The 24658-nt window shown below is 45.9% G+C and carries 23 protein-coding genes, 1 tRNA gene and 1 other annotated feature; of the genes, 4 read left to right on the top strand and 20 right to left on the bottom strand.

Going from position 1 to position 24658, the window contains the following annotated elements; all coding sequences use genetic code 11:
- Window positions 1-69 precede the first annotated feature (69 nt).
- The 3 genes from M1L66_RS22975 to M1L66_RS22985 form a co-directional block, all read right to left on the bottom strand.
- Window positions 70-552: an RNA polymerase sigma factor gene (locus M1L66_RS22975; RefSeq protein WP_349768839.1), complete on the bottom strand. Its 483-nt coding sequence runs from the start codon at window positions 550-552 to the stop codon at window positions 70-72.
- Window positions 553-755: 203 nt separating this feature from the next.
- On the bottom strand, window positions 756-1283 hold the full coding sequence (locus M1L66_RS22980) for a GNAT family N-acetyltransferase (RefSeq protein WP_002602870.1): 528 nt from the start codon (window positions 1281-1283) through the stop codon (window positions 756-758).
- A gap of 114 nt (window positions 1284-1397) precedes the next feature.
- The gene (locus M1L66_RS22985; protein ID WP_434688453.1) at window positions 1398-3104 is read right to left on the bottom strand and encodes a proline--tRNA ligase; all 1707 of its coding nucleotides are present in this window, start codon (window positions 3102-3104) and stop codon (window positions 1398-1400) included.
- Between the two features lie 189 nt (window positions 3105-3293).
- Window positions 3294-3546 (bottom strand) — a binding site (T-box leader).
- A gap of 258 nt (window positions 3547-3804) precedes the next feature.
- Here M1L66_RS22985 and M1L66_RS22990 point away from each other — a divergent pair.
- Both M1L66_RS22990 and M1L66_RS22995 read left to right on the top strand, forming a co-directional pair.
- Complete coding sequence (locus M1L66_RS22990; protein ID WP_187018381.1) at window positions 3805-4419, top strand: TetR/AcrR family transcriptional regulator; 615 nt, start codon at window positions 3805-3807, stop codon at window positions 4417-4419.
- The gene (locus M1L66_RS22995; protein ID WP_434688455.1) at window positions 4400-5188 is read left to right on the top strand and encodes a nucleoside phosphorylase; all 789 of its coding nucleotides are present in this window, start codon (window positions 4400-4402) and stop codon (window positions 5186-5188) included. The genes M1L66_RS22990 and M1L66_RS22995 overlap by 20 nt, the downstream gene beginning before the upstream one ends.
- 477 nt (window positions 5189-5665) lie before the next feature.
- Here M1L66_RS22995 and guaA read toward each other — a convergent pair whose 3' ends face one another.
- From guaA to M1L66_RS23015, 4 genes are all read right to left on the bottom strand, one after another.
- The gene (gene guaA / locus M1L66_RS23000) at window positions 5666-7207 is read right to left on the bottom strand and encodes a glutamine-hydrolyzing GMP synthase (RefSeq protein WP_349768838.1); all 1542 of its coding nucleotides are present in this window, start codon (window positions 7205-7207) and stop codon (window positions 5666-5668) included.
- A gap of 366 nt (window positions 7208-7573) precedes the next feature.
- Window positions 7574-8722: a M42 family metallopeptidase gene (locus M1L66_RS23005; RefSeq protein WP_434688457.1), complete on the bottom strand. Its 1149-nt coding sequence runs from the start codon at window positions 8720-8722 to the stop codon at window positions 7574-7576.
- A 70-nt stretch (window positions 8723-8792) separates the two neighbouring features.
- On the bottom strand, window positions 8793-9503 hold the full coding sequence (locus M1L66_RS23010; RefSeq protein WP_434688459.1) for a hypothetical protein: 711 nt from the start codon (window positions 9501-9503) through the stop codon (window positions 8793-8795).
- Between the two features lie 198 nt (window positions 9504-9701).
- Window positions 9702-10568 carry a MerR family transcriptional regulator gene (locus M1L66_RS23015; protein ID WP_187018373.1) on the bottom strand — a complete coding sequence of 289 codons (867 nt, stop codon included), beginning with the start codon at window positions 10566-10568 and terminating at the stop codon, window positions 9702-9704.
- A 515-nt stretch (window positions 10569-11083) separates the two neighbouring features.
- Here M1L66_RS23015 and M1L66_RS23020 point away from each other — a divergent pair.
- Window positions 11084-11155 (top strand) — tRNA-Glu (locus M1L66_RS23020).
- Between the two features lie 331 nt (window positions 11156-11486).
- On the top strand, window positions 11487-12422 hold the full coding sequence (locus M1L66_RS23025) for a GNAT family N-acetyltransferase (protein WP_434688461.1): 936 nt from the start codon (window positions 11487-11489) through the stop codon (window positions 12420-12422).
- A gap of 50 nt (window positions 12423-12472) precedes the next feature.
- Here the strand turns inward: M1L66_RS23025 and M1L66_RS23030 are convergent, their stop codons facing one another.
- The 13 genes from M1L66_RS23030 to M1L66_RS23090 all read right to left on the bottom strand — a co-directional run bounded on the left by M1L66_RS23030 (window position 12473) and on the right by M1L66_RS23090 (window position 24635).
- The gene (locus M1L66_RS23030) at window positions 12473-13186 is read right to left on the bottom strand and encodes an N-acetylmannosamine-6-phosphate 2-epimerase (protein WP_434688463.1); all 714 of its coding nucleotides are present in this window, start codon (window positions 13184-13186) and stop codon (window positions 12473-12475) included.
- A gap of 18 nt (window positions 13187-13204) precedes the next feature.
- Window positions 13205-14785, bottom strand: coding sequence for a PTS system mannose/fructose/sorbose family transporter subunit IID (locus M1L66_RS23035; protein WP_187018367.1), 1581 nt, complete (start codon window positions 14783-14785; stop codon window positions 13205-13207).
- A 73-nt stretch (window positions 14786-14858) separates the two neighbouring features.
- Entirely contained in the window at window positions 14859-15335 is a 477-nt protein-coding gene (locus M1L66_RS23040; RefSeq protein ID WP_187018365.1) for a PTS sugar transporter subunit IIB, read from the bottom strand.
- 29 nt (window positions 15336-15364) lie between these two features.
- Window positions 15365-16414: a serine hydrolase domain-containing protein gene (locus M1L66_RS23045; protein ID WP_187018363.1), complete on the bottom strand. Its 1050-nt coding sequence runs from the start codon at window positions 16412-16414 to the stop codon at window positions 15365-15367.
- A 14-nt stretch (window positions 16415-16428) separates the two neighbouring features.
- Window positions 16429-16842, bottom strand: coding sequence for a PTS sugar transporter subunit IIA (locus M1L66_RS23050; protein ID WP_187018358.1), 414 nt, complete (start codon window positions 16840-16842; stop codon window positions 16429-16431).
- Between the two features lie 18 nt (window positions 16843-16860).
- A complete protein-coding gene (gene murQ, locus M1L66_RS23055) occupies window positions 16861-17760 on the bottom strand; it encodes an N-acetylmuramic acid 6-phosphate etherase (RefSeq protein ID WP_187018356.1) in 900 nt (299 codons plus the stop codon).
- Window positions 17761-17782: 22 nt separating this feature from the next.
- Window positions 17783-18880 carry a MupG family TIM beta-alpha barrel fold protein gene (locus M1L66_RS23060; protein ID WP_187018354.1) on the bottom strand — a complete coding sequence of 366 codons (1098 nt, stop codon included), beginning with the start codon at window positions 18878-18880 and terminating at the stop codon, window positions 17783-17785.
- Window positions 18881-18921: 41 nt separating this feature from the next.
- Window positions 18922-19845 carry a class I mannose-6-phosphate isomerase gene (locus tag M1L66_RS23065; RefSeq protein ID WP_187018352.1) on the bottom strand — a complete coding sequence of 308 codons (924 nt, stop codon included), beginning with the start codon at window positions 19843-19845 and terminating at the stop codon, window positions 18922-18924.
- Complete coding sequence (locus tag M1L66_RS23070; RefSeq protein ID WP_187018349.1) at window positions 19827-20399, bottom strand: glucose-6-phosphate isomerase family protein; 573 nt, start codon at window positions 20397-20399, stop codon at window positions 19827-19829. Before M1L66_RS23070 ends, M1L66_RS23065 begins: the two co-directional genes overlap by 19 nt.
- A gap of 2 nt (window positions 20400-20401) precedes the next feature.
- Window positions 20402-22264, bottom strand: a complete 1863-nt coding sequence (locus M1L66_RS23075; protein ID WP_434688468.1) for a class I mannose-6-phosphate isomerase — start codon at window positions 22262-22264, stop codon at window positions 20402-20404.
- Between the two features lie 26 nt (window positions 22265-22290).
- Window positions 22291-22806 (bottom strand): MurR/RpiR family transcriptional regulator, encoded by a 516-nt coding sequence (locus tag M1L66_RS23080; protein WP_434688470.1) that lies wholly within the window; start codon window positions 22804-22806, stop codon window positions 22291-22293.
- Window positions 22807-22810: 4 nt separating this feature from the next.
- Window positions 22811-23152: a MurR/RpiR family transcriptional regulator gene (locus M1L66_RS23085; RefSeq protein ID WP_434688472.1), complete on the bottom strand. Its 342-nt coding sequence runs from the start codon at window positions 23150-23152 to the stop codon at window positions 22811-22813.
- Between the two features lie 472 nt (window positions 23153-23624).
- Window positions 23625-24635 (bottom strand): GGGtGRT protein, encoded by a 1011-nt coding sequence (locus tag M1L66_RS23090; RefSeq protein WP_110322364.1) that lies wholly within the window; start codon window positions 24633-24635, stop codon window positions 23625-23627.
- Window positions 24636-24658: the final 23 nt, after the last annotated feature.

The following is a 24658-nucleotide window of genomic DNA, read 5'->3' on the forward strand; positions in this document are numbered from 1 at the left end:
GAGGGGCGGTGATGATGCCTGCAGTGGTGGATCTATCACCAGGTTAAAATAATATCTCCGCCCCGAACGTCATCTTGCGTCTATCTCCTCTACGATCTGTTTAACCGCTTCTTCTGTCACTGTTTCTGTAAAATGCAGGAAATAAGAGTATGCCTCCTTCAAAATATCCTTTAATTTCTGCCTTCCACGCCGCAGATCCGACCGAACGGTTGCTTCTTTTCTTTTGAGCATTTTTCCAATCTGTGCCGTAGAGTATCCTTCATAATGAAACAGGTGTATGACCTCACGGTATTTGTCAGGCAGAGCTTTCACCGCCTCCCATACAAAAGTTCCTTTTAAAGTCACCTGCATTTCATCCACCGTGATGGTTTCTTCTTTCTGATAGTTGTTATAATCCCCACTTATATTCCTTGTTCCCAGTGCCTTGCGGATCAAAATCTGATTTTCATCCGCTGAATAGATGACCTGGATCATCTCCTGATCCACGGCCTGTATCTTATTTTCTGAGCAGACTTCCACCTGTTCCGGCGTGCGATACTCAAATCCAGCCACCTCGGCGGCAGCCTCCATAGTCTGGCAATCCACGAAAGGATTGGCAATCATTGTGTAATAGATAGAGTCATCATCTTTTTCATAATATTTATCCTTTCTGTTTTTGGAATTTTAACAGCTTTCTTAGCCGTTCTGTCTTCTATACAGATGAGCCTGATAAAATGTTGCAGCGGACAAATATTTTTTCATGATTTTATATCCTTTTAGAACTTCAGCCTGCACTCCACCCCATTGTAACGGTGTTTTCCTTCGTTCGCCTCATAAGGAATCTCTCTGAAATACCGGAATCCCAGTTTATCCATCACACGGCCCGACGCCGGATTCTCCTTTGCGTACCTGCCCACCAGCTCCTTTACCTTCAGGACATTCTTTGCAAAATCCACAATTGCTTCCATCGTTTCTGTCGCAAATCCATGTCCCCAGTATTCTTTACCGAAATTATAACCTATTTCAAATAAATGGTATTCCTCTTCGTAATAAACAAGTCCGGTTCCGATCAGGTCTCCAGTCGCTTTTAGCACCACGGCCCAGCGGTACCACTGATCCGATGGTATCTGAGAGACTTCGAAGGCAGTCCACTGCCTGGTCTTCTCAACATCATTATGACTGCTCCAAAACATATACCGCGCCACATCCGGATCGCTTTCCCAGCAATCGAAGACCCGCTGTGCATCTGCTTCGCAAAATGGCCGCAAAAGCAGCCTTTCCGTCTCTAATACAGGTGTTTTCATCCTATTTTCCTCCCCTGGGCTTCCATATAAAGCCCTTTCACCGTTTCGCTCATTTTAACACACGCAGGCCCTTTTTACTATCTCTATAAGCGTATTGATTAGTCACCAGGCCTTTTAGCGATCATTTACGAGCTGCAGTAACGTTTCCACCGCATGCTCCATCGCTATTTTCTCTGAAAAGCGCTTATCCCTGGAAGCTACCTCCAGAATATTCTGTTTCAGATTCCTCGGGCTGACAATGACTCGCAGCGGAACTCCCAGCAGATCCGCATCGGAAAACATAATGCCGGCGCTTACCTGGCGGTCGTCATAGATCACCTCCACCCCCCTGCTCTGCAATTCCTCATACAGGCGGTCCGCATACGCTCTGACTTCTTCATGGTCCGGCCGGACAGCACATAAATGAATCTGCCACGGTGCAATTTCCTTTGGCCAAATCGGTCCAAATTCATCATGGTGCGCCTCACATACAGCGGCAGCAAGCCGTCCCACACCGATCCCGTAGCATCCCATCACCGGATACTGCATACTTCCGTCCTTTGCCACATACGTCATATCCATGGCTTTTGTATACTTTGTACCTAACTGGAAAATATTTCCGACCTCAATACCGCGTGAAATCTTAATTGCCGCCTTCCCGCAGTGAGGACAGATTCCGCCTTCGGTGATCTTCGCAAAGTCATGGTATTCTGCGCTGCCCGCATCCCGTTTCATATCCAGCCCGGTATAGTGGTATTCGCAGATATTGGCGCCGCAGGATAAATTATTTGCCTCTTCCAGCGAACGGTCAAACAGAACCGTAAAATCCCCCTTTAAGTTGTACGGACCAATATATCCAGCCGTCAGGCCGCTTTCCTCAGTGATGACTGCCGGGTGAATCTCATAACCCAGATAATTGGTCAGCTTTGTTTCATTTACTTCCAGATCGCCCCGAATAAACAGGACAATATACCTGTCGTCAGAATTCCGCTGGTAAACCACTGCCTTACAGGAGTGTTCCTTCCCGGTTTCAAGGAAATGACAGATATCCTCAATCGTGTGTATATCCGGCGTATGAACCAGCGTCAGTTCATCTGAAATTTCATCCCTGGCACTGCACACAATGGTTTCCGCCGCTTCCATATTGGCCCGGTATCCGCACTCCCCGCAGATCGCGATGGAGTCCTCTCCGATGGGTATCAAAAGCATAAATTCATGGGAAATGCTGCCGCCCATCATGCCGGAATCCGATGCCACGGATATGACCTCAGGAACTCCCACCCTCTTATAAATCCGCTCATAGGCCTTATAACACCTGTCATAATACGCTTCTAAATCCTCCTGGCTTGTGTGGAACGAGTAGGCGTCCTTCATTGTAAACTCGCGGACCCGGATCAGTCCCGCTCTCGGACGCGCCTCATCACGAAATTTTGTCTGAATCTGATAAATCATAAAAGGATATTTCAAATAGCTCTGTCCATACTCCCTCACAAGCTGAACCGCCGCCTCCTCGTGGGTCATACCGAGAACCAGAGGGCTGCCGCCCCGGTCGGCAAACCGGAGCAGTTCTTTTCCAATGCTCTCATACCGGCCGGACTCCTGCCATAAAGAGGCCGGCATCACAACAGGAAACTGTACCTCCTGCCCATCGATTGCGTCCATTTCTTCCCGCATAATCTGTTCAATCTTACGAGTAATCCTCTTTAAAGGCGTATACGACGAATAAATACCATTTGCCACATACTTCATATAGCCACCGCGGATCATCAGCGCATGGCTGTCCACGACACAGTCCGCGGGACGTTCTTTAAAACGATCCCCTACAAGTTTTTCCAGTTTCATATGATTTCCTCCCTTTTTCATTTTCCACAAACCAGGAAAGAGTCCGGCGAGCCGGACTCTCGCGCCGGAGCGCGGTCGCTTCAGCGGCCATACTTCCTTAGCGCGGAGTGCGCATCCTCCCGGAGGGTTTTTATTTCATAGGACGAACTTTCCTATGAAATAAAAAACGCCCCAAGCTGACGCTCATCAGCTTAGGGCGAACTGTACAAAAGTCCGTGGTACCACCTAAATTCGGAATAAATCCGCGCTCGCGAGTACGGGGCAGACTGCCTGATACTCTTTCTCTGTGACGGGAGAACCCGGCGAAACCTACTGGGAAATCTACGTTCCGTTCAGCCCACAGCTCAAAGACCGGTTCGCTACTCCTTCAATGAAAGCTCGCACCAACCGCTTTCTCTCTGTAAAGTCCGGAATACCTACTATTTCTTATCATCGCTTTTTGTATTTGATTATATGCACAATAGCACAAATGAAGGGAGGTGTCAAGACCTGATGGTGTTTTATGTTCTGTACGAAATGAAAGTATTCCGGATTGTTATTCAGGATATGTCATTGCTATTTAGAATCGTATGATTACTATTTTAAAAGCGGCAAACTGTTAATTGCTTCTTAAATTTATAACAAATTCTCATTGACAAAGCGACACATATGTCGCATAATACAAAAAGAGACATGTATGTCGCAAAGGAGAATACTGAAAATGGGAATTAAGGGAGATCAAACCAAGCAGCTCATCTGTATGGAGGCATTTAAACTTTTTACTGAAAAAGGCTACAAAGATGTGACTATGAAAGATATTTGCGAAAAAACAGGACTTAGCCGTGGGGGACTGTATCGCCATTATGAAAGTACCGAACAAATTTTTCTTGAAATTGTAAATTTTCTTATGGGAAATCAGCAAAACGAATTTTCCGAAAAAATGCAGAAAGGTACATCAGCAGCAGAAATTCTTTGTGATGTTTTAACGAGATACGAAAAAGAAATGTTAGACCAAAGTTCCTCTTTAAGTATTGCAATCTATGAATTCTTCAGCAATCCGAATATATCCAAAAGTGATAATTCCATTACTCAGCAATATCTCGATTCGAAAAAAATGTGGGTTGACTTTATCCAGTACGGTATGAAACGTAAGGAATTTAAGACGGTAAATCCGGAGGCAATCTTTGATTTGATTGTATTTTCCTACCAGGGAGTGAGAATGTATGGTGTCATGATGGCTATTGATACAAATATTCCAAAAAGAATTATTGAGCAGATAAAGCTTTTATTATTACCAGAAAGTGAGGAGATACCATATGAAAACAGTATTTTATAGTAATCGTACAATGGATCGTGCTATTTTAAATCCGACTGATACGGTAAAGCCGATCGAAAATTTCCCGGAAGTCTGTATATCTACATTTTCAAAGCGAATTATAAACAGAGTTTCTACTCAGAGCAATGCTGAAGTAATTACCAATTTAATTACTGCAAATGGAGAAAATCCAGTCTATAAAATTACGTATGGAGGAAAGGAGTTTGCATTCTACCTTTCATTAGTCGGTGCACCTGCCAGTGTAAGCTGTTTTGAAGAAGTAATTGCTTCCGGGGCAAAAAAATTTGTTTTCTTCGGCTGCTGTGGTGTATTGGATGACGATACCGTCCAGCACAATTTAATCGTCCCTACCGGGGCAGTACGAGATGAAGGAACGAGTTACCATTATTTAGCACCGAGCGAGGAAATAGCCCCGGACCAGGAAATAACAAAACATTTAATAGAAAGTCTGAAAAGGTGTGGCTGTCCTTATACTACAGGAAAAATATGGACAACAGATGGTATCTACCGAGAAACCTTGAACACAATTACGGAGCGCAAAGAAGCTGGCTGTATCGCTGTTGATATGGAATACTCGGCTTTATTGGCCGCTGCGAAATACAGGCATATTCCGTTTGTTCAGTTTTTTTATAGTGCAGACAGCCTGGATCATGGGGAATGGGAAGAAAGAGATTTGACCGACTATGGAGTGGATAGTGCTGAGAAATATTTTATGCTGGCTCTAGAGTGCGGATTGGCACTTTATGGGGATTGCGATATGGTAAAATGATGGTGTGAGGTTTAGGACAGAAAAAAATTATTTTTAGAATTATCTATTTATCTGAAATGGGATATAAGGTTGTGCCAATTCTGGTTAATCTTTGATATAGGGGAAGTTTATGATTTACTGATCTGGTGTCTGGATTATGCTGGCATATGGATCGCGTCGACATATTGAGACTTTAATGCCGGTATGCTATTTTCATAAACTCAGATTTATGAAGTTGTACGGTGCAAAATAGTGATACACGTTTAAAAATATATTAGAATAGTCATTCTATTAACGTTTCCGGGAGCGCTCCTCAAACTTAGATAGAGACTGATGGGGGTAATGCGCAGATAGGCATATTATATCGTCTTTTTTCTGCTCTGCCTGACTTCTTTAAGACTATATTAGTTTCCGGAATAATGCGTACCGTTTTCGTACCGGATGGGCAAAAAAATCCCGGGAGCCCTTGATTTTACTGGGTTCCCGGGAACATATCTATTATTCAAACTCAATCGTAGCCGGCGGCTTCCCCGTACAATCATACAGCACCCGGTTCACGCCCTTCACTTCATTGACAATTCTCCTGGTCACAGTTCCCAGGACCTCCCACGGAAGTTCTGCCGACTCCGCAGTCATAAAATCTGATGTAAGCACAGCTCTCAGTGCAACGGCATAATCGTACGTTCTCTCATCACCCATGCAGCCAACCGACCGCATATTCGTCAGCGCCGCGAAATACTGGCCGAGTCCCTTATCGACTCCAGCTTTTGCAATCTCCTCGCGGTAGATTGCATCAGCTTCCTGAACGATTCTTACCTTGTCCGGTGTGATCTCGCCGATGATGCGCACGCCCAGGCCCGGGCCCGGGAACGGCTGGCGGTAAACCAAATACTCCGGAATTCCAAGTTCCAAACCGGCCTTTCTCACCTCATCCTTAAACAGAAGGCGCAGCGGCTCGATGATCTCCTTAAAATCCACATGCTCCGGAAGTCCGCCCACGTTGTGGTGAGACTTGATCACGGCTGACTTTCCAAGTCCTGACTCGATAACATCCGGGTAAATGGTACCCTGCACGAAATAATCCACCGTGCCGATCTTCTTTGCTTCGTCTTCAAATACACGGATAAACTCTTCTCCTATGATCTTTCTCTTCTGCTCCGGCTCCTCCGCCCCTTTCAGTTTCTCATAGAAACGTTCCTGGGCGTTGACACGGATAAAATTCAAATCATAAGGACCATTTGGACCAAAGACAGCCTCCACCTCGTCGCCTTCATCCTTGCGCAGAAGACCGTGGTCTACAAATACACAGGTCAGCTGTTTTCCAACTGCTTTCGCCAGCATAACAGCTGCTACGGAAGAATCCACTCCGCCGGACAGAGCGCAGAGCACCTTGCCGCTGCCGACTTTTTCTCGGATAGACTGTATGGAAGATTCAACGAAGGAATCCATTTTCCAGTCCCCGGAACATTTACAGACATTGTATACGAAATTGGACAGCATCTTCATGCCTTCCTGTGTGTGCATAACCTCCGGATGGAACTGAACCGCATAGAGGCCGCGCTCCTCACATTCCATGCCTGCCACCGGGCAGACCGGCGTATGAGCGGTAACCTTGAAGCCTTCCGGGGCTTTTTCTATATAATCTGTATGACTCATCCAGCAGACTGTCTTCGGGCTCACGGAATCGAGGATCCGGCTATCCGACTCTGCATCCACTTCCGTCTTGCCATATTCGCTGACTGGAGCCGTCGCAACGCTTCCGCCCAGCATATGAGCCATCAACTGGGAACCATAACAGATTCCAAGGATCGGAATTCCCATCTCAAAGATTTCTTTTTCACAATGCGGGGACTCCTCCTTGTATACACTATTAGGGCCTCCGGTGAAAATGATTCCCTTCGGATTCATTTCCCTGATCTTATCCAGCCCCAGTGTGTATGGATGAACCTCACAGTAAACATTGCATTCTCTGACTCGTCTGGCAATCAGCTGGTTGTACTGACCACCGAAATCCAGAACAATAATCATTTCTCTTTCCACGGGTATTCCTCCTATAATAATCATGTACGGTATCACGAATGCCGGAAATGAAAAAAACCGGACATAAGCCGCTTTATCTTTAGCATTCCCGCATTCCTGCAATAAAAAACAAAAATTGCAAATGAAGAGGAAAGGCTGTTGCATGCATCTTAACCGATTTCTGCAACAGCTCTTTCCATGATATTATATTCTATTGGAAAAGCCTTGACAAGTATTTTCTCGTGTCCTCAGAAAAAGCTGTGAAAAATAAACGACTCTCACTCCCCAAAATCCCGTTTCTTTGACACAAAATCCAATCGTTTGACACGCTTTTCTCCGCCCATGGCGTACATTTTCCCGATTAGGTACGCATACGGCACCATACTATCAAATCACGTCCTGTCTGAAAATCCGCTTCATATTTTCCACATTCAGGCCGCGGATCACTTCCACTGCCATGGATACGGCCGCCTCAATATCTGATTTCGCGCAGAAATTATAATGGCTGTGCACGTATCGGGAAGGAATTCCCAGCACCAGAACCGGAACCGCCTGACCGGTCAGACTGATCTTCCCTGCGTTTGTGATGCCACCTCTCCGAACAGCATCCTGACAGGGAATTCCAAATTTCTCTCCGATCTCATGCGCGTACCGGATAAACGCCGGATTCGATACGTAGCTGTTATCCAGATGGCGGATCTGTACACCGCCTCTCATCACTCCCTGCGCGATTCCCGCCTGGAAATAGGGATCATCGGCAGGTGAGCCCTCAAACACGATTGCCAGATCAGGCCTCACCTGCTGAGCAGTCACCACAGCCCCCCTGGTTCCCACCTCTTCCTGGGCTGCAAACGCACCCACGACTCTGGCCGTCAGGCGGTCTTCCTCCGCCATCAGGGCCTTCATGGTCTCTATAATACAGAAGCATCCCAGGCGGTTATCAAATGCCTTTCCAAAGCAGATGCCGTTTTCCTCATGATATTCATACGCCACATCCGGAACAACGGGATCGCCCGGACGGATTCCGTACACAGTGAGCACCTCTTCCCGGCTGCACGCGCCCACATCAATCAGGATATCCTCGATCCTCAGGCTGTTGTCCGCCTTCTGCTCCGGTGTCAGAAAATGAACCGGTTTCGACGTGGTAATACCTCTGTGCATTTTCCCCTCTGCCGTTCTCACAATAACCGAGTGGGCCGGAAGGCTGGTAAGGTGAAAACCGCCGAGTGTTACGATGCTCATAAGACCATTTTCCATAATAGACTGAATCATGAATCCGCATTCATCGAGATGGGCATCCAGCATCAGCACCGGACGTCTGTCGGCTGAAAATGCAGGCTTCTCATGAATCTCATTGTTATCCCCAGTCCCGGCCGTGAGAGCCGTTGGCTTCATCTCTGTGTATACATTGTGCATTGCATCATTTCGAAAGGCCATTCCACTGCAATATTTTTTTATCACTCTAACCACGTCTTCCTCAAAACCGCTGGGACCGAACGCATTGGACAGTTCTTCCAGAATCTTTAAATCAATCATGCTGTTTCTCCTCTTTCCTCTATTACTCTATCTTTCCATTTTTCTATCTTTCCATCTGATTAGCTCATTGCTACAAAACGCCCAGTTTCTTAAGCTCACCCATAAATTGATCCATCTTCAGTTCCCGCAGGACAAGACTGGTATCCTGCGGCACCTTCATGCCAGGCTGAAGACCAGCAAAATGCTTCCTGCCCTGGTAGCAAAATTGTTCGATATTTTCCAGAATTGATACGGCCATGCCCCTCGCCTCCAACGCTAACCCCTTCAGATTAATGGGTGTTGCGTCGGTCTGGAATTCCAATCCCCAGTAAATAAGGCCTGTATAAACGCTCCCGATACGATTTGCGGTATTTACCAGCTTTGTTTCATCGCCAGGCTGTCCGGGCGGCCCCATTGCCTCCGGTAATTCAACCTTAAAAATGCGTTGGAGCGGATCTGTATACTCCTGAAGCTTCTCCATCTTGCCAGTGATCCACTTCACATACCGCAGGATCTCCTCTTTTGCGGCCTCATCGGTAAGGAACAGAGGACGGAACATTTCCTGTTTGAGGCTGCCGGCCTTCTGCAGACCAGAGTCCAGAACTGCAAAAAGCAGTTTGTATTCCCATGCATACGGCTTCACTTCCATAATATAGTTGACTTCCCTGTCCAGATTCGTCCGGTTTTCGCCCGCGTCTTCCCTGTCTTTTATGATAGAACCGCAGTATTCACAAACTCCATACCCCAGCCCGTCGTCGTAAAACACCGGTGCAGCGCAATGTCCGCAGATGATTGTCTCCATTAAATTCCCTCTCTCCTCATAAAATTCGTCTGTATCTATGGAAAAATTATAACATGAAACGAATAATTTTCCTATCTTGCACGTAAAGCTGCTGCTCCGTATATGTAAATACAGAACAAATGCCACCCCAGGCAGAGACGAACTCCTCCAAAGGCAGCATTTGAAATAACGTTTAATCTGTTTTAACATTCCTCTGATCTATCTTCTGTCCAAATACTCTTTAATTGCATTTCCGATAAATTTTGAGGCTCCCACCCCGTATTTCCGGTCGTTCACCTCGATATATATGGGATTGGATTGATAGGATTCCGCCGTAAAAGACCAGTAATTCTCTCCCATATCGATTCCTTTATTGGTTTCTTCGCAAAAAGCAATTAAATTGCTTACCGCCTCCTGTACTTCCGGAGATGCAGTATCTCTGCTTAAGTCGGCTGTAAGGCATTTCGTCAACAGCTCCGTTTGCTCCATAATTCCATTCACTTCTGTCTCTGAAACAGCCGGTCCTTCAGACAAATATTTCTGAAAACCTTCCTTCATTGCCTTTGTATAATTCTCAATGCTGCCATACTGCCTGACTGCCTGGCTGGCAATCTCATCTTCATGCGACTGCAGCGTGCTTAGCATTTCGTCAAACTGCTCCATACTTCCAAGCTGTTTTATAATCTCATCCGTATGTGTTGCTTTAAACTCACTTAAAGCCTGAAAATATTCGCTCATATCAAACTCTTTAAAGTCCATACACATTTCTCCATGAATTAATTTATCGAGTAACTCCAGCATACCATTCAATCTGTCGCGTTTTAGCTGAATCAGTTCCCTCTGCTTTTCGAATGCGGCTGCTTTATTAAAATGCGGGTTTTCCATAATCGCTTTGATTTCCTTCAGCGTAAAGTCCAGTTCCTTAAAAAACAGGATCTGCTGCAGTACTTCCAATGCATGTTCATCATACAGCCTGTATCCGGCTTCCGTCATTTCCGTCGGCTGAAACAGGCCGATTTCGTCGTAAAACTGGAGCGTCCGAACACTGACACCCGTCAATGTGGAAACCTGTTTAACAGTCATCATAATTCTCACCTTCCTTTACCGCCCGGTTCGGTTCTCCTGCCCCTCCTGCCGGCGTTGGAAGGAACCGGGGACCTCATCTCTGACTCTCACTTTACACTATCACCATGCGTGATAGTCAATACTTTTTTTAAATTTTCTTATTAAATTGTAACAGTTCAGACGGCGGGAAAATTGACGATATCCCCCTCTGTTTTATGCCAAAAAGATACAAACTTCATAATTCGTTAGAAACCCTTAATAAATTTCATAATCTTTTTACGTTGCGGCCAAATTTCTGTTACATTTTTTCAGTATAATAATATTATAAACATAGGAAATCGAATTAAGCAGTCAGAGCGCTTCCTACATATGTTTCCACTAAGTCGGCGGGGTTGACGTAATGTCACCTTGCCGGCTCAACCTAATTTATGGGGTATTTTTTATAGTTTAAAATTTTTTTATATTTTTTTGAAATTTATCTGGACAAATCCAACTTCCTATGGTATTATAAGGAAGTTGTCGGAAACGACAGATACGGCCTATTGGTCAAGCGGCTAAGACGCCGCCCTCTCACGGCGGAAACCCGGGTTCGATTCCCGGATAGGTCATGAAAACCTTCCTGAATAGCAGGAAGGTTTTTTTGTTTCTCAGAAAGGTTTATAATATGATACAAAAAAACTTCGGCAGATAGCTTCCCCCGCTTAATCGGGTATGCACACTCCTCCCTAAGGAAATGTGTCAGCTGAAGGGACTGCGGTTTGACGCACGAATACGGCTTGCCGGCCCCCTTCATTCTGTAAGAAATTAAGATTCCGCACAATTCCTGCCATCCTCCGAAACAAAATACCATCTTTGATTAATTCTCTTGTTTTTCTATCATAAGTTCTCTATACTGAAAACAGAGATATCCTTGCGACTGGCACAGACTGGAGGTACCGTATGGTCGAGATTGCGAACTTTGATTCTCATGATCTTCCACAGATTTTATCGCTGTGGAGCGAATGTTTTCCTGATGATCCTGTTACAGAAGAAACTATGGTAAAAACTGTTTTCTGTAACGACAATTTTGCTGCTTCCAATCTTTTGGTAGCCAAAGAGGGGAATACGGTCTGCGGCTTTCTCATTGGAATGAAACGCAGTTATCCCTATCTGGACCGCGGTCTGGAAAAGGATAAGGCCTGGATTCTTGCCATGGCAGTTTCTCCCCGGTTCCGGAAAAGGAAAATAGGTACCCGGCTCCTTCATACTATAGAGTCGCATTGGAGGACAATGGGAGTAAAACACATAATTTTAGCCTCGTTCAGCCCTTATTATTTCTTTCCGGGAATCGATGAAAAAAATAAGGCGGCTATCTCCTTTTTCGAGTTTCACGAGTATCATTGCCTTGCTCCTGCATTCTTTATGGAACGGTATCTGACCGACTTTTACATTCCTGAATCCATAGAAGCGCTTAAGACAGCAAAAGAGGCCGACGGATATCGCTTCCGTTCGTTTCAATGGACGGATGCACCGGCAATTCTGGAATTTGCCCATCATTCTTTCAGTCCCGGCTGGTATCACCATCTAAAACAGGCCATGATGAATGGACAAGCAGAATCTCTTATCTGCCTCTGCTTCTTTCAAAATACTCTTGTTGGTTATATCCAGAGAGCTATGGATGGCAATCCAGCTCGCCTCGGCCCCTTTGGAGTGTCTGCCGCTCATCGGAACGGCGGCGTCGGAACTGTACTTCTTTATGAGATGTGGTCCTCCATGTACAGGCAGGGAATCAATCACATATTCTTTCAGTCAACCGACGAACCGGGCAGACGTTTTTATGAGCGCCAGGCTATGACAGTAAAAAGAACTTTTTATCATTATGAAAAAGAATATTGACGAAAAAAAGACAACTAATTCCACTGGGCAGTTGTCTTTTTTCTATGGCTTTACTGATTCACAGTTTCAAAATAAGTTTCCAGGCCGCGGACATATCTTTCCGTAATAATCTCCGGCCTCGTGATCGCTGTTCCCACCACAACCGCGTGGGCGCCTGCGGCATAGGCCGCTGTCAGCTCTTCTACCGTATGAATCCGACCTTCGGCAATAACCGGTAAATCTGTCGCAGAGGTAATCTCCCGTACCAATTCCGGTTTAAAGACCGTTACACCTGCAGTTTCCCTGGTATAACCGGACAGCGTCGTGGATATGATATCTGTCCCGCTCTTTTGAAGCGCTTCCGCCTCCTTTGGCGTGGATATCTCTCCCATAATCAGCACATCGGGAAAATGCTCCCGTATCTGATACACGATGGAATCATATGTCTCTCCGTTTGGTCTCTTCCTGCCAGTCCCGTCAAGAGCAATAATCTCCACACCAGTCTCCAGGATGGGGATAGCGCTTTCGTAGGTAGGCGTGATATAGACTTCGCAGCCCTCTGTCCATATTTTCTGTATTCCGATCATCGGAAGCTTCACTTTTTTACGAATTGCCGTAATATCCTTAACTCCATTTGCACGGATACCTCCAGCTCCCCCTTCCATAGCGGCGGTTGCAAATGCCGCCATAATCTCTGACCCATACATAGCCCAGCCTTTTCGAGCCTGGCAGGAAACAATCAACTTATGATGGATTTTCTCCAGCACTTCTTTTTTATCACCCATGAATGCCTCCCATACTTTTCACAGAAGGCCAATCAAAACACCTGCGAAACCGGCAATGAAACTGCCTGCCAGACAAATATATATTCCGTTTTTCTTCTTTCCCATGATTTGATAAAACAGGAGTACACAGAGCAGCGGAAGGAATTTGGGTATAACTGCGTCGAAGACCGACTGAAGCGCTATCGTACTTTCTCCAATTGTCCAGCTTGGTTTTAATGATAATGACACAAAGCTGCTGGTCATAGCCGCAATTACCATCATACCAACAATATTTGCACCCTTTACAAACGTCTCAAAAAGATTGGAGGTTTTTAATTTCACCACCAGCTCGGTTCCATAAATATACGCATACTTTAAGAATCCCCATCTCGTTCCCCAGGACAACACTATCTGTGGAATCAAATAAACGAAACAGCCAAGTACATTTCCATTCATACACATACCGGCTCCGATTGCAGAAAAGATCGTTCGATATGTCCCCTGGAACACGGAATCTCCAATACCTGCAAGTGGTCCCATGAGGGCTGCCTTTGTGGCTGTTATCGCCGCACCATCTACACTTCCGTCTTTTTCCTTCTGCTCTTCCAAAGCCAGAGAGGCTCCCATGATCAGGTTAGAGAAATAAGGATGGCTGTTGAAGAATTCGCAATTTCGCACCAATGCCTCTTCATAGCCTTCCGGATCATTTTCATAGATTTTCTTCAGGGCTGGTGTAATGGAATATACATATCCAATATTATTGTACCCTTTATAGTTAAAACTTCCCATGCTGGTAAAGGAACGGAAGAACACCCTTCGGAGCAGTTTATTATCCAACTTCCCCCTTTGCATCTCTTTCTTGTCAAATCCCAGAGACATGCTGTTCTCTCCGCGCGTACAGACAATAACAGCTCCGGCCAAAGCCAGCAGAGCGATCGACATGATGTCCATCTTTAAATATGTTGCCAGAACGAAACCAGCCAGGAAATAAGGCCAGCCTTTCTTTATTCCAAGCGTCCTTAAAATAGAAGCCATACCAACTGCTGGAAGGATACCCGCGGAGATCTTTAGTCCGCCGGAGAACCACAGAGGAATACTATTATACAGACCTTCTATAGCCTTGGAACCAATGAGCAGTGCAAGGAAGGTTGGCAGAAAATACTGAATCAGCATACGCGTAATGATTGACGCATAGTGATAGCCTTCGGCTGCCTTTATATTACCGGCTTTATACGATTTTTCTGCCTGTTCCACCCATACAATATTGATATTGGTCACAACATAATTGAGCATCTGCACCATAACGCCGATCGGATAGGCCAGCGCGATTCCCACCTCCATGTTGCCGCCCGACATGATTGCCAGCGCGGTTCCCACCATTCCTCCGATATATGAGTTTGGCGGAGAATAGGCGCCCATAGCAAGACCGCCTAAAAATACCATTTCCACGCTGCCGCCAACTAATAGGCCTGTCTGTAAGTCTCCCATGATAAGTCCAATCAAAGGACCTGCAAAAACTGGACGGGCTATGTAGATTGCACCGCCCCACCAATACGTTTCTACTGCCATAAATGCGATAAACAAACTGAGTAGTAAAACCTGAATCACATTCATTTCCATACTGTTACCCCTTTCATTTTTATACGACCTTACAGTGTGGCGGCGCCTGCCAACTTTAAGTTTTAACGGTAGATTACTGTTTTTTCAGTTCGGCAATAATGTCTGTCTCTGCATCCTGGGGTACCATGCGGTGCTCTACCTTCACTGGATAATCTCCCAGCTTTAAAATATCTTCTTTCAACTTTTCATCGAGGAAAATAGTTTTATAATACTGAGTCCTCCCCACTGCACTGTAAAGACCGCCGACATTAATCTGTGGAATTTTTACCCCCATCTCAAGCAGTCTTACATAAACATCAGGCGTTCTGGCACAGAGAAAGATTTTTTTGCTGGACTTTAATTCTACGGCTGCTTTTGCATCGGCGACTGATACTACTTCACATATCACAGTACCCGACACCGCCATCTGCAGCAGCATAGTCTGCAGCGGATCTTTCGCACTCTGATCGTCTACCACAATAACTACTTCCGCTGGATACTGGCGCAGCCATGCCAGCGCCATCTGACCATGAATCAGCCTCTCATCAATTCGTCCCAGTATAACGCCCATATTTTTATGCCCCCTTATAAGAATCCCATTCAACAGGTAATTTGTGATAAAATCACGTTATGAACTGTATTACGTATTTCGCCGATCCAAGGGTTATCTCTGGCCGGATGAATACGGTTCGTCAGAAGGATAATTCCGCACTGTCTCATAAAATCAATATACACAGATGTTCCTGTAAATCCCGTATGATAGATACAACTTTCACTGTAATAGTCACCAAAACTCATAGATCTCTCATTGGACCACCAGCCCAGTGTTCTCCGTTCGTTTAATCCTTCCGTATAACAGTGCTTTAGCAGTCTGACTGTCGCACGTTTTAAAACGCTCCGCCCTCTATACTCACCGTCATCCAGAATCATCCTCACGTAATGTGTCATATCCTCCAGCGTACTGAAGAGTCCTGCATTTCCACTGACGCCTCCGAGCAGAAATGCCTTTCCATCATGGACCGTCCCACAGATCAGGCCTCTCTCCTCCGTCAGTTCAGTAGGAACACAGCGACCCACCAGTCCACGTTCAGATGGAAGATATCCGCTGTCCCTCATTTCCAATGGCTTGGCAATACACGTCTGAAAACGCTCGTCTAATTTTCCATAAACGGCTTCGATGGCATACCCCAGAGTAATATAACCAAAATCAGAATACAGAACTCTGCTTCCAGGTGTAAAATCCAGTGGTTTCTCATAGAAAAAACGAGTCAGATCTGCTCTGTCCTTCCGTTTCTTATATGCCTTATCATCCGAACAAACTCCCGAGGTATGGGTCAGTAAATGACCAATGGTAACCTGCTGGTGCGGAAAATCTGGAAGTATAGCAGACACTGGCGTTGACAGAGTAAACAGTCCCTCCTCGAGACACTGGAGTGCCAGTGTTGTCGTAGCCAGAACTTTCGTAACACTTGCCAGATCAAACAGCCGGTCCGCCGTAAGCGGAACGTTTTCCGGAAGAAGCGATGCATTGCCGACGCAGGCTGACGTTACTCCTTCCCTGGTCACCAGCGCAAGGGCTGCGCCTGGAATCTTTCCTTCGGCTGCATACCTGGACAACAACTTTACAGCCGGTTTTAAATAATCTTCCATCACTCCTTCCTCCTTCATCCGTACTCCGGCCATAAAATGCTTCCCTGCTGTTCTTTCAACATATCAAGCACCTCTTTCGATATTGCCTCAAGATCCCATTCCTCCTGATTCTCCATAGCCCTGAATACCAGTTCCACCGCCATAGGGAGATTTACCCCATAAAAAAGCTTAACAGCAGGATCACGGTAAAACAGGGTAAATGCATTTTTAAATGGTGATCCTCCCATAATATCGCAAAGTATCAGAAACTGACTACAATCTCTCATATCCTCTTTTGCCTTCATCAGTTTCTGTTTTAATTCCTCCTCTCCCTCACCGGCCATAAAATCGACGGCACATAACCAAGGATACTCTCCCGCCAACAGACGCAGAGCCTCCTGCATCCCCCCGGCAATTCCGTTATGCCCAGTAATCACAATCCCAACCATGGAATCAACTGCTCCTTTCTACATCTGCATAACCGCTCTTCTGACATGTCCCCTGGCTTCCTTTAGTTTTTCTTCGGCCTTAAGTCTGCCGCATTCAGAAAGAATCATGATAATTGCTACTTTTCCATTGCCTTCGGCCTCACTCAGCGCCTGCACCGCCCGCGCCCTGTCACATCCGGCTGCCTCCATAACAATGTTGCACAACCTGGCTTCCAATTTTTCATTGGTACGAACCAGATCGACCATCAGGTTCTCATAAACCTTTCCAATTCCTACCATCGTAGCTGTTGACACCATATTAAGAATCATCTTTTGGGCCGTGCCAGCCTTCAGCCTCGTTGAGCCCGTAAGAATTTCGGGACCTGTTTCAACTTCTATGGGATAATCCGCCTCCCTCGAAATAGCCGCATTGTGGTTACAGGCAATCGAGGCGGTAACGCATCCCAGCTTCTTTGCATAATTCAGTCCACCAACAACATACGGAGTGCGGCCGCTGGCCGCAAGACCGATTACAATATCCCTTGGTGAAAGCATCTTTTCTTTCAGTTCCTTTTCCGCCAGCAAACCATCATCCTCGGCCCCTTCGACGGCCTTTACAAATGCACCTTCTCCCCCTGCGATGAGTCCCATGACAACCTGGTCGGATACGCCAAAGGTGGGGGGACACTCCACCGCGTCCAGGACACCAATTCTCCCGCTGGTACCTGCTCCGATATAGATCATCCTTCCTCCTTCCTCCAGCTTTTTCGTACAAACCTCAATAAGACGAGCCACATCCGGCAAGACCTTCTTAACCGCCTTTATCACGCCTTCGTCCTCACGGTTCATGATTGTCACGATCTCCATAGGAGTCATGGAATCTAAATCCACCGTCTCCGGATTTCTGTTTTCCGTTATTAGATGCTCCAAATTTACCATATAAGAATAATCCTCTCTCCGCTTACAGGAAACAGTAATCATATCCCTTTCTGAAATACTCAAATTTCCACATATCTTTTTCCTGAATTTGTCCGATACTATTCACTCTCTCATCTGCCGGCATATCTTCCAGAACCACCTGCAGTTCACCGCTGTATCTCACATAGTTTTCATTGTCTATGGTCACGGTACCACGCGGACGCAGCTCCATGTTTCTGGCCGGTACACGCTTCGCATACTCCGCCATCTCTCTGGAGGAAGCAGATCGGAGAATTCTGGAATTGCTGTCATAACGAAAATGATGGCTGCTTCCTTCTAAGATTTCCTCTTCCAGCATTGTTATATCTCGTCGCTTCTTCACCTCTATTTTCCAGGGGTCTAAGTTTACCACAGAAGTGATTGTCTGCAGTTCTACTTCTGAAAAAAATTCGTCTGCAGCCATAATACCCCCGATACCCAGACTGCACTTAAGCTCACAGGCTGCCCGGCTGAGTTCCATATACCGATGCTTCTCCAGTGTGGGGAGCCCCAGCCTCAATGGCGGCCGCGGATTCGTAAGGGAGGGCAGACAGGCATATACCGGAACTCCTTCTCCTGTAAAAGCCGAATTTTGCCTGTCGAAAAACTGCTCATCCTCTCCTGTTTCCGGACGCGGATAGAAATTATGACACGCCCGTATCTCTATTTGCGGCCGAATGGACCGCAACTCAGCCAGGAGGCTGTGTACCTCCTCCTCGCTGTAAATAGAAGCATTCACCACCAGGCCGCGTATATTCCACTGACGAACCATTTCGGCTGCCTGAGATACTAGAAAGCCATAATCCAGCCGGATAAAATCAATTTCCGCCTCCTTTATCCTGCTCCCGACTTCCTCGCTGGCTAAAAGTCTGGCAATTCCACTGCCTCCCACATCGACAGTCAGCTCCATCCCCCTCTTTTTCACACGCTTTGCCAGAGATTCCAGATTATCTATTTGCCGGTTATCGTGAATCTCCGGCAAATGAAGTGACGTAAATACTTCTGTATAACCATACTGTCCTGCCATATCCAAATAGGCGTCTTCCTGCTCCCCCGCCCCGGGTCGGTTATTTGACGGATAAACGGCAATGCTCAGCTTCATAATTGGCTCCTTCCGGTATTCCGGTAAACTACACGAAACAGCTAACGTTCTGCTATAATAAGCCTGCATGTTCCTGCAATTTCTACCTGCTCACTGGCCGCTGGAACTAAAATTGTCTCTGTATAGCCCAGAATGAATACTTCACCTTCACACTGAAGTCTGCAAAATCCTTCCACACACGTTAAAATACGGTACTTTCCATTTCCTTTCAGATAATAATGCTCTCTTACATCCAGAATATCCACCTGGAACAATCTATGGGTTCCTACCGTCCACAGCTCATTGTCATGTTTTTCCTGGCAGTGAACCATTAAGCAAGCCAGAGTCGGATCCATAATTTCAAGGCTCCTCTCGAGATCAAGCGGCCTTCCCCGTCCGTAGTCGTAAAGCCGGTAAGTAATACCTCCAAAGCTGCCGATTTCCAATACCAGCATATCGCCTCCGCACGCATGAATCATTTTCGCTGGAATCATGGCGAAGTCACCCTTTTTTACTGGATGACGTATCAGATATTCTTCCAGATGACTCTCTTCTGCTGCCTTACGCAGCACTCTCGAATCGCCGCAGTTCACACCTGCCGTTATATACGCGTCCTCTCCGGCCTCCAAAATATACCACGACTCGCTCTTCTCGTAATCTCCAACTATGGCTGCCTGTACTTCATCCGGATGAACCTGAATTGACAAATCTTCAGCTGTATCCATAAATGCCACCCTGACAAGCTGGTTACTGTCATCCTCTCCCATCAGTTCCCTGTGGTAATCTGCGATCAGCCGACCGACCGATTCCCCCTTCATCGGCCCTGCTGCAATCACATTTTCCGAGCCCTGATAGGCGCACACTTCCCTGCTTATACCAATTCCAGATGCTGTGAGTCCACGGATTTTCCTTAACCGCTCCCCAGCCCAGATACTCTTTTTATAGACCGGTTCCAGCTTTATCAGGCTCATTCCTGTTTCTCCCATATAATTTCTCCATTTCTTTTATAACAACGATATGGAAAACCGTGTTCACGAATCGACTGATGGTCCTGCCTACTGGCTGGAAGGCTGCAGGCTGCTACAGCCAGAATCTCTTCTCCTGAATTAATGATCCGGTGAGCGTAATGACCATTAATATAATGAAGAGAACCGGGATAGATCTTTTCCACATAGAAATCATCAGCCCCATCCCAGAACAGAAGAAAACCGCTTCCCTTAAGACCATAGTAATATTCATCGCAGTCCGGATCGCCATGAAAGTGTCCGCTCGTCATGGCACATTCCCCATCAACAGTAAATGGGTTAATATATGTAATCCCCCACTGTAAATTCCCCTTAACAAAATTTTCTCTGTTAAAATTTTGGTTGGAAACCCAGTAGGCCAGTTCCTCCCCGTGCTCCTTTAAAGCATTTTCATTCTTATAGACGCCGGTACATTCTTTTACCAGCTTCTGTCTGTCGGCCACCTCACGCCCCATCAGCCGGCATCCGGCTGTAAATTCCTGAATTCCCTTAGGTTCCCTTACAAAATTTTCCATGATCACTCCCTCTTACGGTCATAATATACAGGATTCTTATATCTCGTATACCCACTTCTCAGAATAACCTTATGAATGACAACCGGCTGATAGCCACCAGCCTCAATCACATAATCCTCAATGGTGGCGGGAATCGTCACAATATCCAGGAACTCCGCCGTAAAGGAAAATTCCGGATTACTCCTGGAATAGATCCTGGCTCGTTCTCCATCTACCACTGTGACCACAGTAAACTGTCCGAGATTTCGTCCCTCATATCTGCCGTGCGTCTTAAGTTCAATGCGTCGGGCCTCATAGTACATCAGTTCAGTTTTCCCCACCACCAGTTCCTGATACTCTTCCGTCTTCTCCAGAAGCACCGGCTGGATAGCTGCATGTTTCTGAACCCATTCTGAGTTTCTCTCAAAGTGCAGAACACTGGCTGCGTTATCCACATGAATGGGACGGGGCTTCCCCTCCTTATCCCTCCGGTTATAGTCATAAACTTTGTAGGTATAAGAACCGATCGTCAAGCTCCCCAGCTCAAGAATCAGCTGATTTCTTCCGGACGCATGGATTGTGCCAGCCGGAAGCATAATCTGACGGCCCGGTACACTGTCTATGGCATTGATATAATCCTGATAAGGGAAACTTTCATGCGTCTGCTCAGACTCTCTTGCCAGTTCAAGGAATTTTCTCCCATCTCCCTTAAATCCACAGTACGTCTTCGCATCATGTCCGGTCGCAATCACGTAGTACGCTTCATCCTGACGGCCAAATTCATCATACTGGCTAATCGTAAAATCTTCATCCGGATGGACCTGAACAGACATATTGCCATTGCTGTGCCATGTATCATCATAGTTAAAACGGATTGGAAAATAGCCCTCAAACTCCTTCACACAGCGTTCTCCCATCATTTCCAGGCCCTTCTTCTGAACAAATGTGGAAAATGGAAAATCAAGCAGACGCTCCCCCGCTTTCACCACAATACTGACTTCCATGGGGATCATATCGAAAATCCAGGCCACATTATCTGCAATTTCCAGAGGGATCCCCCGCACCTTTCTTATAAATTCACCTCCCCAGATTCCCTCCAGATATACAGGCTTAGCCCGAAACGGATACAGCACCAACGTATCTAAAATTCCCTCCATGGTGCTCCCTGACATCATGAGATAACTGTCTTCTTCATTTCCAAGCAGATAAAAGTCAAGCAGATTTTTTGTAAGCAGCTCTTTTCTAAGTTTTACCACCACTTCAAAATCTACGTAGTAATTTCTCCTCATCAGCAGTGGAAACGGTTGAGGCTCCCTGTCCCCAATATTAGCAAATTTTTTCTCTCTGGCGCGAATTGCCGCTGTTTTCGGGGTAACGTCTACATAAGCACTTACGGTAATATGAGAACGCAGCGTGGCGCTCAAGCTGCCCAGTCCATACACAAGCACAATATCGTCATTTTTCTCTGAAAATGCGGAACAGACCTTCTCCTGATCGATCAAGTCATCGATCGTTCCGCAATACAGCCTGCCAAAGAGCAGTACCGGATCTTCCTCATAGTTGAGAGGCAGGCTCTCCGCCGTTACCGCATGAATCTCCTCCTCCGTCTTATAAAGCGCTTCCATAGGCAGACAGAGTACCTTCTTTCCCTTACTTTCCAGTTCTGCCTCGACTGCTGAGACCAACGGATCAAATATTGCACTGACATACCCGTCAATACCAAGAACTACAGGGGCCTTTCCCTCTCTCCCCATACAGGCGGCTGCCAAGCGACCTGCAATTTCTCCAATTTCTGACGATACATCACTCACAAGTGATTCCGGCAATGTGATGTGATTGACAGCTTTTGGATCATCATAAGCCAAAGGCTTAAACATAAAGCTCATGTGCTTCCTCCCTTCTATCTTTTCTATTAAATACGCCAGGTAATATCTTCCCCTTCTCTTGCAAACCGCGTTTTTACAATTCTCGGAACACACTCATCATAATTCTGGTTCACATACGCGCTGTACAAGATATCCACCACATTAAACTGCGATATTCTGGAGGACATGGCTCCGATTCTGGAAAATACCTCTGTCGTGGCAACATACAGGTTATAGTCTGCCAGCTTCGCAAGGATAGACGCCTCAAACCTGGTGATAGCAATAACTGGCGTCTTATTGCTTTTAGCTTCTTTTGCACACCGAACTACTTCCTCCGTTACTCCAGAATAGCTGATCGCAAGTGCTACATCCTTTGGTGTTGAATTCTTGGCATGCAGGAGCTGCATATGCCAGTCATCACAGAAATAACACGTTTTATTAACACGGGTAAATTTCAAGTATACATCCCTGGCCACCAACAGAGACGCTCCCATCCCAAACAGAAGCAGGCTATCTGCGGAATTGATCAGATTCACACAGTTGCTTAGCGTATTTAAATCCATCAGTTTACATGTGTTTTCGAGAGACTGTATATTTCTGTATGTGACCTTCTGTACTATGTTCTCCAGTCCATCCTCTCTCTATTTCACGTGTTTCTTCTCCCCTCGTATCCTTTCGCACCGCTACTTCACAGAGAAGAGCCTTATGAAATTCCTTATAACCGTCAAATCCCATTTTACGGCATAGCCGGATAACTGTGGAAGCCGAAGTAAAGGATTTGTTTGCAAGCTGCTGAATACTGCAGTTGACTGCAGTCTCCGGACTTTCAAGCAGAAGCTTTAAGGCGCCTTTTTCCGCTCCACTCGCTCTTGGCAGATATTCTTCCAAACGTACCAGTACACTTTTCATCTGCTTCCCCCCTTTATTTTCATAATAACATGAGATATGTTATTGTCAACTATTTTGCTTTTTATTGATTTTTTATTTCATATTTTGGATATTATGCACTTGTTTTTATAAAGTCATGAATAAGTTTTGTAACTTTTATCTAATTTATAGTAATAAAAAAACTACCAACTTCGTACTGATAGTTAGTAGTTATTATATAAGTGTTTATTTGAAAAAAGTGATGAAAACACATACACTGAACGAGCTCTTAAATAGCTCCGCTCAGAGATGGAAATAATAAAAATAAACCGAGCCCCCCCTATCACAGGAACGCTCCAAGAAATGATAGAATGGAGATAAAATAGCCAACGGCCAGCATAAGTTATTCTTCTTCAAAAGGAAAAGCGATCCCCCAAGGAGTTGCAACTCCTTGGGGGATCGCTTTGTGCCCAATGGACACATCTGCTTTTCTTTGCTGGCATTAAGCCTTTTCTTAGAACTTCCCTGCCTTCGCCGCTTCCTCGATCGAAACAGCCACAGCAACAGTCATACCAACCATCGGGTTATTTCCTGCACCGATCAGACCCATCATCTCAACGTGAGCCGGAACGGAGGAAGAACCTGCGAACTGTGCGTCAGAGTGCATACGTCCCATAGTATCTGTCATACCGTAGGAAGCAGGACCTGCTGCCATGTTGTCCGGGTGAAGTGTACGTCCTGTACCACCGCCGGAAGCAACAGAGAAGTACTTTTTGCCCTTCTCATTACATTCTTTCTTGTAAGTACCTGCAACCGGATGCTGGAATCTGGTTGGGTTGGTGGAGTTACCAGTGATGGAAACGTCAACGCCTTCCTTCCACATGATTGCAACGCCTTCTGTTACATCGTTGGAGCCATAGCAGTTAACTTTTGCTCTTAAGCCTTCAGAATAGGACTTTCTCCACAGTTCTTTTACTTCGCCTGTGTAGTAATCCATCTCGGTCTCTACGTAGGTAAAGCCGTTGATTCTGGAGATAACCTGAGCGGCATCTTTTCCTAAACCATTTAAGATAACTCTTAATGGTTTCTCACGAACCTTGTTTGCCTTCTCTGCGATACCGATTGCGCCTTCTGCTGCTGCGAAGGACTCATGACCTGCCAGGAAGCAGAAGCAGTCTGTGGTCTCTTCCAGTAACATCTTTCCTAAGTTACCATGGCCTAAGCCAACTTTACGCTGATCAGCAACGGAACCCGGGATACAGAAAGACTGAAGGCCTTCGCCGATAGCTGCAGCAGCGTCAGCAGCTTTCCTGCAGCCCTTTTTAATTGCAATGGCTGCGCCTACCGTGTAAGCCCATTTTGCATTCTCAAAACAGATCGGCTGAATTGCCTCTACCTGCTTGTATACATCTAAACCAGCATCTTTCGTGATCTTCTCAGCTTCTTCGATCGAAGCGATGCCATAGCTGTTTAATACGGAATTGATTTTGTCAATTCTTCTCTCATATGATTCAAATAAAGCCATTATCTTGTCCTCCTTGTTATTAG

Source organism: Hungatella sp. SB206 (assembly GCF_051132295.1).
Classification (GTDB): Bacteria; Bacillota; Clostridia; order Lachnospirales; family Lachnospiraceae; genus Hungatella; species Hungatella effluvii.

Bases quoted from the DNA above. Each gene is read 5' to 3' on its own strand.
- M1L66_RS22980 (WP_002602870.1), bottom strand. From the start codon at position 1,283: ATGAAAACACCTGTATTAGAGACGGAAAGGCTGCTTTTGCGGCCATTT.
- M1L66_RS22985 (WP_434688453.1), bottom strand. From the start codon at position 3,104: ATGAAACTGGAAAAACTTGTAGGGGATCGTTTTAAAGAACGTCCCGCG.
- M1L66_RS22990 (WP_187018381.1), top strand. From the start codon at position 3,805: ATGGGAATTAAGGGAGATCAAACCAAGCAGCTCATCTGTATGGAGGCA.
- M1L66_RS22995 (WP_434688455.1), top strand. From the start codon at position 4,400: ATGAAAACAGTATTTTATAGTAATCGTACAATGGATCGTGCTATTTTA.
- M1L66_RS23005 (WP_434688457.1), bottom strand. From the start codon at position 8,722: ATGATTGATTTAAAGATTCTGGAAGAACTGTCCAATGCGTTCGGTCCC.
- M1L66_RS23010 (WP_434688459.1), bottom strand. From the start codon at position 9,503: ATGGAGACAATCATCTGCGGACATTGCGCTGCACCGGTGTTTTACGAC.
- M1L66_RS23015 (WP_187018373.1), bottom strand. From the start codon at position 10,568: ATGATGACTGTTAAACAGGTTTCCACATTGACGGGTGTCAGTGTTCGG.
- M1L66_RS23025 (WP_434688461.1), top strand. From the start codon at position 11,487: ATGGTCGAGATTGCGAACTTTGATTCTCATGATCTTCCACAGATTTTA.
- M1L66_RS23030 (WP_434688463.1), bottom strand. From the start codon at position 13,186: ATGGGTGATAAAAAAGAAGTGCTGGAGAAAATCCATCATAAGTTGATT.
- M1L66_RS23035 (WP_187018367.1), bottom strand. From the start codon at position 14,785: ATGGAAATGAATGTGATTCAGGTTTTACTACTCAGTTTGTTTATCGCA.
- M1L66_RS23040 (WP_187018365.1), bottom strand. From the start codon at position 15,335: ATGGGCGTTATACTGGGACGAATTGATGAGAGGCTGATTCATGGTCAG.
- M1L66_RS23045 (WP_187018363.1), bottom strand. From the start codon at position 16,414: ATGGAAGATTATTTAAAACCGGCTGTAAAGTTGTTGTCCAGGTATGCA.
- M1L66_RS23050 (WP_187018358.1), bottom strand. From the start codon at position 16,842: ATGGTTGGGATTGTGATTACTGGGCATAACGGAATTGCCGGGGGGATG.
- murQ (WP_187018356.1), bottom strand. From the start codon at position 17,760: ATGGTAAATTTGGAGCATCTAATAACGGAAAACAGAAATCCGGAGACG.
- M1L66_RS23060 (WP_187018354.1), bottom strand. From the start codon at position 18,880: ATGAAGCTGAGCATTGCCGTTTATCCGTCAAATAACCGACCCGGGGCG.
- M1L66_RS23065 (WP_187018352.1), bottom strand. From the start codon at position 19,845: ATGGGAGAAACAGGAATGAGCCTGATAAAGCTGGAACCGGTCTATAAA.
- M1L66_RS23070 (WP_187018349.1), bottom strand. From the start codon at position 20,399: ATGGAAAATTTTGTAAGGGAACCTAAGGGAATTCAGGAATTTACAGCC.
- M1L66_RS23075 (WP_434688468.1), bottom strand. From the start codon at position 22,264: ATGAGCTTTATGTTTAAGCCTTTGGCTTATGATGATCCAAAAGCTGTC.
- M1L66_RS23080 (WP_434688470.1), bottom strand. From the start codon at position 22,806: ATGGATTTAAATACGCTAAGCAACTGTGTGAATCTGATCAATTCCGCA.
- M1L66_RS23085 (WP_434688472.1), bottom strand. From the start codon at position 23,152: ATGAAAAGTGTACTGGTACGTTTGGAAGAATATCTGCCAAGAGCGAGT.
- M1L66_RS23090 (WP_110322364.1), bottom strand. From the start codon at position 24,635: ATGGCTTTATTTGAATCATATGAGAGAAGAATTGACAAAATCAATTCC.